The following is a 14,020-nucleotide window of genomic DNA, read 5'->3' as shown; positions in this document are numbered from 1 at the left end:
ACCCGCAGCACCTCGACTGTTTCCCCATCCGTCACCAAGACCCACGCGGCCAGATCTCTTAACCTCAGCACCTCCGGCAATTGCAAATAGCCCTGCACTTGCGCGATACCTTCCTGCCGCTTGGCAGCCCAGCCCTCTTTCAGGTCAGCCTTTTTACCCTTCTTGCAATACTTCAGCTCCACCAGATGCTGAAACGGCACTTTCAGTGGATTGCGCTCCAGCAGCAAGATGTCGGGGTACTTATGCCCCATTTCGCGTTCGCTGTGGATGAAGTAAATTTGGGTCTGGTAGAGCAAAGTCAGCAGCAGCACCTTGACATGCTTCTCGTCCATGCCCATCGCATCGCGGTTGGACAATAGTTGCAGAGCGCGCTCCAACTCTGTGATCAGCGGCTGGAAATCGGCATTCACCGCCAGTTGTTCCACCGCCAAGCGTAGAGTGTGATTAGGAATGCTAAATTGGTTGCGCCGCTCCAATTCCACTTTGAAATAATGGAAGTAAAACTCACGGATGACGTAGTTGGGAATGACGAAGACTTCACCAGAAAGGGTCTTCCGTGCCAGCGTGATAAAACCCATGTAGGCGAGCAGGCTAATGAAGTCATCCCGCTCAAAGCCCTTGTCGAACTCAAACTTACGGCGTTGTGAAGCTTGCGCTTCCCCCGTGTTGATCAACAATTCTAGCACTGAATAATTGGTATCCCGGTTGCCAATACTGAACATTTTCATGATCTTACCATAGTCGGAGGCAATGTTCTCGTCCAGCATTGGCTCCGGGTATTCGCAGCGTTTACGGTCGAAACTGTCCACGAAATACAGCAGCATGTTGGCGTTGTACACACTGGTGTCGGCTTTGAGGTTGAAGCGGTAGCCGTTGTACCACAGCCGTGCATCCTCCCGCAGTGTCTCCAATCCCAGCCTACAGTGGTCTGCCAACGGTTGTAACAAGGTGATAACTTCCGCCTCGGTAAAGCCAATCGCTTCGTTGAAATCTTCGTGCAAGGATAAGTTTTTGCCGATGTTGAAGCCACTGGTCATACTGTCCAGCATCAGCGGGGTCACGCCCGTCACAAACAGCCGATCCAGTACTCCGCGCTGCGTGGCGGTTTTCAACACCTCATAGAAGCTACGCACAAAACCACCCTTGCCCATAATCTTCTGAAACAGTTTGAGATCATCCGCCAGAATGCTGTTGGCAAAGTGATCGTATTCGTCGATCAGGAATAGGATTTTTCCCCCTTCGAGCACTTGAAAGAATTCACGTATTTTCGCGGCAGGAGAGGGCTGGCTGAGTATAGTTTGAATAACGTCGTCAGTGTAGGCATAACGCTCTAAAAATCGTGTCAGCCATGAGGCAACATTTTTATCAAACTCGCGGAAAATCGCCTCATGCCCGCCATCGGTATCAATTCCGCTGAAGTCCATGAACAGCACGGGGTAAGTGTTGCGTAACGGCGTCGGATGTTGTCCGATGTACAGCTTGCCAAACAGCGTCTCAAACTCATCCTTGCCAGCCACATCGTAATAATATTCGAGCATCGACAGGAACAGGCTTTTCCCGAAGCGGCGCGGGCGCAGCAAAAAAATATGGCTACCGGCAGCTTCCAGTTTAGGGATGTAGTCAGTTTTGTCGATATAGACAAAGCCTTCCTCGATGACTTTTTTGAAATTGCTTTCGCCGTAGGGGATTTTCGGGAACATGCGGTGTTATCCAACCTTGGAGTATGCCACCAAGTATATACCCCTTGGTGCTGCTCAGGCAGTAAGAGGGTGGTTGATTTTTACAAGTGGCACAGATCAAAAATCCCCGTTCGTTGCTCGCCGAGAAATGGCCTTGAGTCATGTTTAATCAAGAGTATAAGGGCTTAAGTTAGCGAGTATCTCTCCTATCCCCTCCCATTCCCTAAACCACAGCTCAAGCAAACCATGTTAACATTCACAGATTACCAGTTCGTCTAAAACAGCAGCGGCCTAGCTGTGCTGCAGTTAATCTTTCTAAATTAAGGCTTAGCTAGAGGACTTAAGTGTTGAAACAGTCAGTGTTAAAAGTATGGGTGCGTTTAGTCTGCTTCAGTGTTTTGCTCATACTGCTTCCTTTCACCAACACCTATGCAGTCGGTAAATTATTTCCCTTTGATACCAGTACTGCCAACCAAGAGGCGAATCAACAAGGTGCCCCCCTCCCACCTGAACAAGCCTTTGCCCTCACAGCACCGTTATACGATGGCAAGCAATTGCTGTTGCGTTGGGAATTGCCTGAGCAAAAACTCTATTTATACAAAGAAAAATTCCATGTCCGTGTCTTAAACCCTGAACTGCAAGCAGGTGAATTACAGCTACCCGCCGGTGAACCCAAACAAGATGAATTTTTTGGCAATGTACATGTCATTCATCAGGTCGCGGATCTCAAACTACCACTGGATCTGAGCGGTAAAACCAGCGGCCAATTGCAAGTAGAGGTGGGCTGGCAAGGCTGCGATGGGGATTTGGGTGTCTGCTATCCACCCGAATTAAAATACTTCAGTGCCAATATCCCCACTGATCCCGTACAGCTAGCCCAAGGCTTTATCCTAGAACCCAGTGAACCACCTGCCACAGGTACGGCGGCTAATCCTAGTGCAGCGACCACCACGGTTCTACCACCTGCGGTGATTAAATCCGAACAAGATCAAATTGCAGATACTTTGGCTTATGGAAACTGGGCGCTAACTTTAGTGAGCTTCTTTGGCTTTGGCCTCCTGCTTTCGTTCACACCTTGCATCTTCCCGATGATTCCAATTTTATCGGGCATTATTGCTGGGCAGAAAAATCTAAACACGCGCACTGCTTTCACTCTATCGCTGGTGTATGTGCTTGCGATGGCACTGACCTACACCTTAGCAGGTGTACTAGCCGGTTTATTCGGCAGTAATCTGCAAATGTTTTTCCAAAATCCGTGGGTTTTAGGTTTATTTGGCGGGGTCTTTGTTTTATTGGCTTTCTCCATGTTTGGTTTCTATGAACTACAAATGCCTGCCGCTTTCCAACAACGCTTGACTGAGTTTAGCAATAAACAAGCGGGTGGCAATCTCATCGGTGTCGCCATTATGGGGGTGTTGTCGGCTTTGATTGTCGGCCCTTGTGTGGCTGCACCTTTAGCGGGTGCTTTGATTTATATTGGCCAAAGTGGCGATGCGCTCTTAGGTGGAGCTGCTTTATTTACCCTCAGTCTTGGTATGGGTCTACCCCTGTTAATCATTGGGACTTCAGCGGGTAAATTCCTACCGCGTGCCGGTGCATGGATGGAAACCGTGAAAGCCATCTTCGGGGTCATGCTCTTAGGGGTGGCACTTACCCTGCTAGAACGCATTCTGCCTGAGATGGTCAGCATGTTTTTATGGGCGGCCTTGCTGATCATTTCAGCGGTCTACATGGGAGCAGTTACGCCTTTGCCTGCTCACAGCAGTGGTTGGCAGACTTTATGGAAAGGCTTAGCGATTTTAGTCTTGATTCACGGTAGTCTAGTGGCTATTGGAGCAGCAGCGGGCAGCAATAACCTGCTACAGCCCTTGAAAGGGGTATTGAGTGGTACAGAAACCGAGCAACTCCGTTTTAAACAAGTAACTAGCCCTACAGCGCTTGCACAAGCTTTGAATGATGCCAAAGGCAAGCCTGTATTACTTGATTTCTATGCGGATTGGTGTGTTAGTTGTAAGGAAATGGAAAAATACACCTTTACCGACCCTGCCGTACAGACTGCTTTACAAAACTTTATCCTCTTACAAGCTGATGTCACTGCCACTACTAAAGAAGATCGTGAATTATTAAAACAATTTGGCCTGTATGGACCACCCGCAATTATTATGTTTGATGCCACTGGGCAAGAGCGCAAAAACCTCAGAATCACCGGATTCATGCGCCCTGAACCTTTTGCTAAACATGTGCAGCAACTTAAATAAACTCAATCAGCCCGCCTTAGTTTTTAAGGCTTAGCCATAGCGTGCTTCACCTTGCTTGCGGAAGTCACTAGGGGTCATCCCTTTTAACTCCATAAAGCGGCGATTGAAATTAGCAATATTATTAAAGCCCACGTTATAGCAAATAGTACTGACGTATTGATCAGTTTCCATCAGTAATTGACAAGCTCGATTCACCCGTAACCGATTCACAAAATCGGTAAAGGTATTGCCGGTTGCACGGCGAAAATAACGTGAAAACCGACTCTCACTCATCCCCACTCGTTTGGCAATATCAATCAATGCAAACTGATTCGCATAATTCGCCGTAATATAATCAACGACCTCACTAATTTGCCGTAAAGAGACATCATCATCAAAACTTTGTAGTTGCACATTCGAGAGCAGGCGATAATCTTGATGGCGCGTCAGTAGACTTAATAAAGCAACAAACTCGCTAAAGCGTTGTAGCCCTGCAGATTGACGGATTTTCATAATGCGCTCATAGGCTTGCTCGCTCATCCCCATGAATTCAATGCCATGCTTAGCACGCTCGAGTAAAGGCAAGGCTTCACACAACTCGGGTAAATGCGTGCTGGCTTGGCGTAAAGGCTCATCCGAGAACTGCAGAGCCATATCACGCACCGGTACACCTTGCTCGGGTAATTCACTCGAAATCCAGTTATGCGGCAAACGTGGCCCGGTGAGTACCAAATGCCCCGGCTCAAAGCGCCCGATATAATCACCGACAAACACTTTGCCGGTGGTTTCAACAATCAGATGCAGCTCATACTCTTCATGGTAATGCCAACGGATTAGTTGATTAGGCGCACCATGCTCTAAACAACGAATATATCCAAATGAGCCTTCTGGTTCATAACCTAAAACTGGGTCGCGTTGAAAATCACGCTCTAACTCGGGCGTTCTTGGTGAAATTTTTTGTCGAGCTAATTGACCCATTATCTTCTCCTGTGCTTGCTATGACATGACATTGCCGCCATCGACATTAATGGTTTGAGCCGTAATATACGCTGATTCATCGCTTGCTAAAAATACCGCTGCTCCCGCTATGTCTTCTGGTGCTCCCATCCGCCCTAAGGGTACGGCTTTACCCACCGCTATTTTCTTTTCCCCTTTGGCTAAACCTTCATATTTAGCAAATAAACCATCCACATGCTCCCACATCGGCGTATCAATCACGCCGGGGGAAATTGCATTCACCCGAATCCCATGTGCAGCCATTGCTAAAGCAGCGGATTGGGTATAGCTAATCACAGCGGCCTTTGAAGCACAATAATGTGCAACCAAAGCTTCCCCGCGCCGCCCGGCTTGCGAGGCCAAATTAATCATACTACCGGTTTGCCCTGCAGTGACTAAGCCGTCTAACACAGCCTGCATCACGAAGAACATGCCTTTAACATTGACTGCAAAAATTTTGTCATACATAGCCTCATTAGACTCCAATAAAGGCGCCATATCGAAAATCGCTGCATTATTAAATAAGACATTCACAAGGCCAAAGTTCTGATTCACTTGTGTGATCAAGGCTTTGACTGCAGCAGTATCCATTACATTGAGGCTATAATAATGCAACTGACTGAAGCGCTCAGCGAGTGCTTGGATTTCAGCACTCGGCTGTGCAGGTAAATCAATCGCGGTGCAGATCGCCCCTTCGGTTAAAAAAGCCGCCGTGGTAGCTAAACCAATTCCGCCATTCGCACCCGTTACCAGCGCGTGCTTGCCGTGTAGACGTTGTAAACTCATACTGATTCACTCGATTCGCTTATAAAACTATTAACTCGGTCCGTGGCCTGACGCAGGGCTGCAATTAAGCGGGTATCGCCAGCAATCGGCCCAAACAAGACCCGCTCAGCCGCAAAAGCAGCAATTGGGTCGGCGGCAGCACAAATAGCTTGTGCAACAGCAGGTTCCATCGCTTGATCTTCGTACTTAAACGGAAGCTCACCGCGCTGCTGACGCTGCAAAAACGCTAAAAACAACGCAGGCAGCATGGCCACCGCATCAATACTGCGATTGGCGGCTAAGGCCTCGCGCAAAGTTGGTTGAATAAAGCCCGGAATCTTTGAAAAGCCATCCATTGCCACCCGTTGATTCGTATCGAGGATATTGGAATTACTAAAACGCTCCAACACCACATCACGATAATGAGGCAAATCCAATGGATAGGGCTTAGCCGTATCCTCCAGGCAGGGAATCACATCATCGGTCACATAGTCATAAGCCATTTGCCGGATTTCAGGATCGAGCGTACCCTCGTGAATATACGTATAACCCCGCAAGGTTCCCGCCCAAGCAATACAACTATGCGGTGCGTTAAGGAGGCGAATTTTCGCCTCCTCATAGGGCATGACATCGCTCACCATTTCTACCCCAACGGTTTCCCATGCAGGGCGACCGTTAGCGAAATGATCCTCCACCACCCATTGAATAAAGGTTTCACCCATTAAGGCGGCTGCATCATCCCGTCCGGTGGCTGCTTTGACACGTTCCCGAATCTCAGGCGTGGGACGGGGGGTAATTCGATCCACCATTGAATTGGGCGCGCTAGTATTCGCCGTCACCCAAGCCAACAAGGTTTGATCACCGCGCTTAGCTAAAAACTGCTTTAAGCCACCAAAGAAACGCTCACCATTGCTGCGCAGGTTATCGCAATTGAGTAAGGTGACTTTGCCAGCCTCGGCTTGCATACGTGCATGTAAGAGCTTACTTAAAGCCCCATAAATAGTGGAGCAGGTTTTACCCTCTAAATCAGAACGCAAATCGGCAAAGCTTTCATCTAATTGATTATGCGCATCCAGATAATAACCCGCTTCGGTCACCGTGAAAGAGATAATCCGCGTATTCGGGTCGGCGGCAAAGCTTACTAAACCACTCAAACCCTGATCCCAGCTAATCACCTCGGTAATCGAAGTAATCGACTGATAGAAGCGCTCACCCGCTGTATTAACCGTTTCTAGGGTATAAGCACCCTTGCTAGCCTGTAGTGCCGCCACTGTTTCGAGCATATCGGGGCGCAAATTGCCGCCCACAATTCGCCAAGTTTTATCACCTCGATCCTGCAAAGCTTGCATATACACCGCTTGATGAGCGCGATGAAATGAACCCAAACCAAGATGTAATTGTGTTAACACCGGCGCATTCATGCTGCTGCTCCTGCCAGTTTGTTCCCATCGAGAATCGCTTTGCCCTCTTTATCAAAGCGGTGCAAATGAGCAGGATCAAATTGCACGCCCACTTGCTCGCCCAACTGCGAACGAGTACGTTCGTATTGCCGCACAATAATCATGGCCGTACCTAAATTCACATGAATTAAGGTTTCATTACCTAGTGCTTCAATCAACTCTATCGTGCCACGTAATTGACCCTCATTCGCGCCAACAATCGTCAAATGCTCAGGGCGAATACCGACTTCATAGACATTACCCGCTTTCGGAAACATGCCAACTGGCAGCACATTCATTTGTGGCATACCGATGAACTGCGCTACGAAACGGTTCGCAGGCCGATCGTATAACTCTAAGGGTGTACCGACTTGCTCGATCATGCCATCACGTAGCACCACGACACGATCGGCTAGGGTCATCGCCTCGACCTGATCATGGGTAACATAAATGGTCGTTGCCCCTAATTCACGATGTAATTTAGCGATTTCTACCCGCGTTTGACCGCGTAATGCTGCATCCAAATTGGATAAGGGTTCATCGAATAAGAACACTTTCGGTTGACGGACAATAGCGCGTCCAATCGCAACCCGCTGGCGTTGACCACCAGATAAAGCTTTCGGAGTGCGCTCTAAATAACTGGTAAGATTCAGTTTTTCAGCCGCTTTACTGACTTTTTCTTTAATCACCTCAGGTGCGACTTTAGCCAAACGCAGGGCAAAAGACATATTCTCTTCCACGGTCATATGCGGATAGAGCGCATAGGATTGGAAGACCATCGCTAGATCACGTTTAGAGGATGGCTCATGGGTAATGTCTTTACCATCGAGCATTAACTGCCCACCATTAATGGTTTCTAAGCCTGCAATCATCCGCAGTAAGGTCGATTTACCACAGCCAGAAGGGCCGACGAAAACGATGAACTCACCTTTGTTAATCGCTAAGTTCACCCCTTTGATAGCGCGAAGCTTGCCGTAAAATTTCTCAACACCTTTTAATTCTAAAAATGCCATCACTAATCCCTTCCTTTATTTCACTGCGCCAAAGGTTAAGCCTTGTACTAACTGCTTTTGACTGAACCAACCAAAGACAATAATTGGAGCAATCGCCATTAATGAAGCAGCGGATAATTTCGCCCAGAACAGACCTTCAGGGCTGGAGTAAGAGGCGACTAAGGTAGCCAAGGTCCCTGCTTTGGCTGAACCTAGGTTCAAAGCCCAGAAGGCTTCATTCCATGCTAAAACCAAGCACAATAAGCCCGTCGACGCTAAGCCACCCATCCCCAAAGGTAATAAGACATGGCGGAACTCATCCCAAAGATTGGCACCATCCATACGCGAAGCTTCGAGGATTTCATGCGGAATATCTTTGAAATGTGAATACAGCATCCAGACCATAATCGGCAGATTGCTCATGGTGAACACCACAATCAGGGCAAATTTGGTATCTAATAAACCAGCCGTTTGCGCTATCACATAAATGGGAACCAAGGCACCCACAGCGGGCATCATTTTGGTAGACAGCATCCACATCAAAATATCTTTAGTCCGCTTGGTCGGGCTAAACGCCATGCTATAAGCAGCAGGTGCGGCAATCAGTAGACCTAGAACGGTGGATACCACGCTGGTGACCACTGAGTTCCACGCAAAATGCAGATAATTACTGCGAGCTTGTACCTCTACGAAGTTTTCTAAAGTCGGCGTAAACACCCATAACGAGGGTACTGCGATCGCTTGACCCTCTGTTTTAAAGGCGGTGACTGCTAAAAACAGCAGTGGGAAGAATAAAATTAAAGCCACCAACCATGCCGCAACCGTGCGAATGATTAGTTTGCCAGAACTGGAGTTAGGTGAAGATTGCATAGTCTTAGTCCAAGTTTTTACCAATCATACGAATCAGGAACACGGCCACAATATTGGCGAGTACCACGGCCAATAACGCACCGGCGGAAGCCACACCCACATCAAAGCTCAATTGGGCTTGCTTGAAAATCAAGAAGGCTAAATTAGTGCTCGCATTCCCCGGGCCACCACTGGTTGTGGTATAGATTTCAGCAAAAATACTGAGGAGGAAAATCACCTCGATCATAATGACCACAGAAATGGAGCGAGCCATATGGGGCATATATAAATACCAGAGCTTTTGCCAGTACGTAGCGCCATCCATGCCAGCGGCTTCTAATTGCTCACGATCCATTGACTGTAAAGCGGTCATAAAAATCAAACAGGCAAACGGTAGCCACTGCCAACTCACCATAATAATGATGGAAAACAAGGGATAGTCCGTCAGCCAATTGACCGGTTCTAGGCCAAAAAAAGTCCAGATTTGTGCCAATACCCCATACACTGGATTCATCATCATATGTTTCCATAAGAGGGCATTGACCGTCGGCATCACGAAGAACGGAGAAATCAACAGAATGCGCACGAAGCCTTGCCCCGGGAAGGGGTCATTAATCAACAACGCAATCGCTAAGCCAAAAAAAACGGTAATTAAAACCACACTACCGAGTAAGACTAAAGTATTCCAAACGGCCGGCCAGAAATCAGGATCGGTCATAAAGAACTCATAATTCATTAAACCAACAAACCCTGTTTGATCGGGCTGCATTAGATTGTAACGAATCACTGAAAAATAAATGGTCATCACCAGCGGTACGATCATCCACAGAAATAAAGTAACTACTGCGGGTGTCATTAAAATCCGGGGTAACCAACGAGAACCTGCACGTGTATGCTCTGCCATAACGCTACCTGTCTGTGGTGTTTTGTCATCTAAGAAAGGCCGCCACTGGAGATTGGATGGACCAGCAGAAAAGTGGCGGCACTTAAAGGGTAAGAAGGGTGCTTATTACCCGATTTGGAGGAACCGAATTAGTTACTTGTAATAACCCGCTTTACGCATTTCACGATCAGCTGCTTCTTGCGCAGTTTTTAAGGCTTCTTCCACTTTGACTTGGCCTGCTAAGGCTGAACTCATTTGCTGCCCAACAGAAACACCAATCGACTGGAACTCTGGAATTGCCGCAAACTGCACACCGGTATAAGGTGATTTTTCTAAAGTAGAATCCGCCGGATTAGCACTCTTAATCGCCGCCAATTCAGCATCTGCAAATTTAGCAGCGGCTTTAAAGTCAGCATTATCATAAGTGGATTGACGTGTGCCTGTCGGTACATTACCCCAGCCCACTTCTTTACCCACTAAATTGATATAATCAGTCGAGGTCGCCCATTGAATGAATTTTTGTGCTTCAGCCGATTTAGTCGAAGACTCTGGAATCGCCAAAGCCCAAGCCCATAACCAATTAGCGCCTTTAGGCGTCACTTTAGTCGGTGCTTGCGCGAAAGCTACTTTGTCAGCCACTTTACTTTGCTTAGGATCAGAGATAAACGAAGCTGCAATCGTGGCATCAATCCACATCCCGCATTTACCTTCATTATAAAGGGCTAAGATTTCATTGAAGCTATTGTTCGCAGAACCCGGAGGACCGTATTTAGTTAATAAATCGACATAGAAACTAATCGCATCTTTCCAAGGTTGGGTTTCTAATTGCGGCTTCCATTCCATGTTGAACCACTGACCACCGTAGGTATTCACCAACGTGGTTAAGAAGGCCATATTATCGCCCCAGCCCGGTTTACCGCGTAAGCAGATCCCATAAACGCCTTTGTCGGGGTTATGAATTTTTGCCGCCACTTGAGCCACATGATCCCAAGTCGGATTGCTCGGCATTTCCATACCCGCGTCTTTGACCAGATCCGCACGGTACATCAGCATGGAGCTTTCGCCATAGAAAGGCGCGGCATACAATTTGCCCTCAGAAGATAGACCGTCACGCATCGCAGGTAATAAATCATCGACCTTATAGCTGTCATCAAATTTCAGCTCTTTCAGCCAACCTTTTTTACCCCAAATCGGGGTTTCGTACATGCCAATGGTCATAATGTCAAACTGACCGCCTTTGGTGGCAACATCCGTGGTCACACGCTGGCGTAAAACACCTTCTTCAAGGGTTACCCATTTGAGTTTAATGTCGGGGTTGGCTTCCTCGAAGTGTTTACTGAGTTTTTGCATTTCGATCATATGGCCATTATTGACTGTGGCAATGACCAATTCGGTAGCGGCTTGAGTGGTAGCAGCGGCACATAGAACTACGCTGCCTACCATAGCAGCTAACATACGATTCAACTTCATTTCTCTACTCCTCCAATAGTTAGGCTGGATGCCCACGAAATCACTTGCTTGAGGAGAGAATGGTATTTTATTGCAGAATTAACTGCATTCCCCCTCTCTCTTGTGAAATAGAGTAGCATTACCTCTAGAGAAAGAAATATACCTATTCGCTAAGTTCATATACTTAATTGCGATTTAAGAAGAAAAATTGCAAATAAACCCACATAAAACTACTAGTTTCTAGCGAAAAGAGTCAAGAAAGGCTTAATTTCCCCCATCTTGCACTGCAGCAAAATAGTATTAGGCCTAATAAAAACTAAGGCCTGATCACAAAACCTTGAGCGGTTAATTGCATTTGCTCTAAAACCAAACCACTCGCAGCCGCCCCCTGACGGACAGCCTCTTTCACCACCTGCTTGGCTTGTTGATCATCGCCCGCCCGATTAATCGCGGCTTGGGTTAACAAAGCTTGGATCAGTAAGGCTTCAGCGATAGCTTGCTTATGCGTATCCGTGGCTTGAGCCAATTTAGGGTTCGCCAACCAGATCAACATCGCTTGCTGCTTCACCGCTTGAGCGGTTTGCTTATCTATCTTGCTTAGCTCACCTTCAGAGGCTTGCCATGCGGTAATCCACCAAAGCGTATACACATCGGCAAGATTATTAATCCCTAAACCATAAGGCTGGATCGTCTGCTCAATAGCCTCAATCACTTGGGCAGAACTTAACAGCGCCTCTAGCTCATCCGCACCGTTTAAATGCTGCACTTGGCGTTGTGCCGCTAAGTCGCTCAAATTCACTTGCCGCCGCGCTAAGGAGGGTTGGTACTCTAACTGTTCGACTAAAGCCGCCGCCTTTTTAGCATAGATCTGGGTATCTGCTAGGGCTAATTGTGTCTGACCTGAATTTAAAGTCTGGGCAATCACCTTCGGGTTCAACAACTCGTCCAAACTTAAGGGGCTGTCTAGCGGAGTATTGGCCAAAGCGATTGAATTAAAATAAATACCAGCTAGAAAACTAGCCAATAAGCTGCGTCTAAAGAATTTCATCAGCGTCCCTTTGCTTGAAAACTTAATAGTCGATGCGCTTTATACTAGCTATCATCCGCGTTGTCAGCGGTCTACTAACTGGATGAAAGCCGCTAAAACCCAGCTAATACTAAAACTGATGAATTTATTGATGAATTTAATGATCATCGGCGAAGCTTAATCCGCCTCATTTAAAATAGTCCGATTTCGTCTTGATTTTGACCGAACTCACCCTGTTAGCTCTAGTTTCTGTGCTTTAAGCTGTTGATCTTTCAAACCGGAGCAATAAATACGATGTCTGATACCGCGTTACTGGTCATTGATGTCCAAGAGTCCTTTAAACATCGGCCTTATTGGAGTGAGCAGGATTTTCCAAGTTTCCAAACTAAGCTATTAAACCTGATTCATACGGCCCGCGAACGGGGCTGGGCTATTGTGTATATTTTGCATGAAGAGGACCGTGGTGCTTTTTCGCAAGCCTCTGGTTTTGTCCGATTGATGGATTTTCTTCAGCCGAAAGCTAATGAGCCAATCTTCACTAAGCGGGTTCATAATGCCTTAACCGAAAGTGGTTTACAGGCTTGGTTACACGATCAAAGCATTAGCCAATTAAAAATCAGTGGGATTCGTACCGAACAATGCTGTGAAACCACGACACGGGTAGCCAGTGATTTAGGCTATTCCGTAGATTTTGTGTTGGATGCGACTTTAACTTTTGCGATGCAACATCCGTTGAATCAAAGCCTAGTCAGCCCTGAGCAAATCAAGGCACACACGGCCATGGTGCTAAAAGATCGCTTTGCACAGATTACGAACACGGCGGATTATACCTAATACCAAGCACCCAATTTATTCGCTCGTGCTGCCTGATTAGAAATCGCCGCACCTTGCGGCTTTGAATCTGAACGTAGTTTGCATAGGCTGTGGCAAACTTGGCAGACGCTTGCCAAAGCGGGCTTAAGCGATAGCATGCCCTGCGTCATTGCCCAATGGTTATTTACTTTTAACAGGTTTATTACAGTACGTCACCATCACATTATTGAAGCGGTAGACATAAGCTTCAGCTGTACCACTATAAAACTCGCACGACTGAACACCTTTGCAATCCATCATATTGCTGCTGCCTTTCAAGCGCTTATAACCAGAGCCGAGGCATTGCCTGAAACTAGCATCATCCTTGAATTTAACTGAACCAAACCGCTGCCACGCATCGCCTCTCGTATACACAGCAGCACTGGGGCCATAATACATCCCCAACAATAAACATTGCCCCCTTTCCGCCGCTGCCTTGGCATCCGCCGCTGGATTGCGCCTCTTCAAGGCTTGAAATAAGCCTCCACTGCCTTTTTATCTTTGAAATAACCCTCCCGTTTATCCTGCGTCTAACTAAAGAATTGCCACGTATCCCCCATTAAACGCGGCAATGGCTTTGTTTGCTCTCGTTTCACACCCGCATAGGCAAGATTCGAGTCGGTAGATGAGCAGCCCATAGAAACCACCAAAACCCCTACTAAAGTCCAGACATAAGTTTTCATTCAATACTCCTGATTCATCATATCAAAGGCTAAGATTTAGGTTTAGCACGACGGGTGATTGATAGCCATAGCGGGAATATTCGGGCAAGCAATCAGGCTGAGGGTGGTTTAAGGATTAGTATTGAATTGCCGTTGCAGGTTAGGCAAGTTTCGGAGCAGCTTGAATCTA

General features: G+C 47.2%; 13 protein-coding genes. 2 read left to right on the top strand and 11 right to left on the bottom strand.

What is annotated here, in order from left to right; genetic code table 11:
• Positions 1-1,700: AAA family ATPase (locus tag B5D50_RS18715; RefSeq protein WP_078924183.1), on the bottom strand; the 1,700-nt coding region annotated here is incomplete at its 3' end.
• A 326-nt stretch (positions 1,701-2,026) separates the two neighbouring features.
• Here B5D50_RS18715 and dsbD point away from each other — a divergent pair.
• A complete protein-coding gene (dsbD, locus tag B5D50_RS18710) occupies positions 2,027-3,937 on the top strand; it encodes a protein-disulfide reductase DsbD (RefSeq protein WP_234975938.1) in 1,911 nt (636 codons plus the stop codon).
• Positions 3,938-3,967: 30 nt separating this feature from the next.
• Here dsbD and B5D50_RS18705 read toward each other — a convergent pair whose 3' ends face one another.
• The 8 genes from B5D50_RS18705 to B5D50_RS18670 all read right to left on the bottom strand — a co-directional run bounded on the left by B5D50_RS18705 (position 3,968) and on the right by B5D50_RS18670 (position 12,337).
• Positions 3,968-4,894: an AraC family transcriptional regulator gene (locus tag B5D50_RS18705; protein ID WP_078924182.1), complete on the bottom strand. Its 927-nt coding sequence runs from the start codon at positions 4,892-4,894 to the stop codon at positions 3,968-3,970.
• A gap of 18 nt (positions 4,895-4,912) precedes the next feature.
• Positions 4,913-5,698, bottom strand: coding sequence for an L-iditol 2-dehydrogenase (locus tag B5D50_RS18700; RefSeq protein ID WP_078924181.1), 786 nt, complete (start codon positions 5,696-5,698; stop codon positions 4,913-4,915).
• Positions 5,695-7,098, bottom strand: coding sequence for a D-arabinitol 4-dehydrogenase (dalD, locus tag B5D50_RS18695; protein ID WP_078924180.1), 1,404 nt, complete (start codon positions 7,096-7,098; stop codon positions 5,695-5,697). Before dalD ends, B5D50_RS18700 begins: the two co-directional genes overlap by 4 nt.
• Entirely contained in the window at positions 7,095-8,129 is a 1,035-nt protein-coding gene (locus B5D50_RS18690) for an ABC transporter ATP-binding protein (protein ID WP_078924179.1), read from the bottom strand. The genes dalD and B5D50_RS18690 overlap by 4 nt, the downstream gene beginning before the upstream one ends.
• Before the next feature lie 15 nt (positions 8,130-8,144).
• Complete coding sequence (locus tag B5D50_RS18685; RefSeq protein ID WP_078924178.1) at positions 8,145-8,978, bottom strand: carbohydrate ABC transporter permease; 834 nt, start codon at positions 8,976-8,978, stop codon at positions 8,145-8,147.
• Between the two features lie 4 nt (positions 8,979-8,982).
• Positions 8,983-9,861, bottom strand: a complete 879-nt coding sequence (locus B5D50_RS18680) for a carbohydrate ABC transporter permease (protein ID WP_078924177.1) — start codon at positions 9,859-9,861, stop codon at positions 8,983-8,985.
• A 132-nt stretch (positions 9,862-9,993) separates the two neighbouring features.
• On the bottom strand, positions 9,994-11,310 hold the full coding sequence (locus B5D50_RS18675; protein WP_200807144.1) for an ABC transporter substrate-binding protein: 1,317 nt from the start codon (positions 11,308-11,310) through the stop codon (positions 9,994-9,996).
• 295 nt (positions 11,311-11,605) lie between these two features.
• A complete protein-coding gene (locus tag B5D50_RS18670) occupies positions 11,606-12,337 on the bottom strand; it encodes a hypothetical protein (RefSeq protein WP_078924176.1) in 732 nt (243 codons plus the stop codon).
• Between the two features lie 273 nt (positions 12,338-12,610).
• Here B5D50_RS18670 and B5D50_RS18665 point away from each other — a divergent pair, with 273 nt between their 5' ends.
• On the top strand, positions 12,611-13,150 hold the full coding sequence (locus B5D50_RS18665; protein ID WP_078924175.1) for an isochorismatase family protein: 540 nt from the start codon (positions 12,611-12,613) through the stop codon (positions 13,148-13,150).
• 159 nt (positions 13,151-13,309) lie between these two features.
• Here the strand turns inward: B5D50_RS18665 and B5D50_RS18660 are convergent, their stop codons facing one another.
• Together B5D50_RS18660 and B5D50_RS20415 are read right to left on the bottom strand one after the other, a co-directional pair.
• On the bottom strand, positions 13,310-13,636 hold the full coding sequence (locus B5D50_RS18660) for a hypothetical protein (protein WP_143594419.1): 327 nt from the start codon (positions 13,634-13,636) through the stop codon (positions 13,310-13,312).
• Between the two features lie 62 nt (positions 13,637-13,698).
• On the bottom strand, positions 13,699-13,851 hold the full coding sequence (locus B5D50_RS20415) for a hypothetical protein (protein WP_159448682.1): 153 nt from the start codon (positions 13,849-13,851) through the stop codon (positions 13,699-13,701).
• Positions 13,852-14,020: the final 169 nt, after the last annotated feature.

The sequence above is a fragment of the Thiothrix eikelboomii genome (assembly GCF_900167255.1).
Lineage (GTDB): Bacteria > Pseudomonadota > Gammaproteobacteria > Thiotrichales > Thiotrichaceae > Thiolinea > Thiolinea eikelboomii.
The sequence above is the reverse complement of the archived record's forward strand: the minus strand, read 5'-3'. Positions and strand labels throughout refer to the sequence as shown.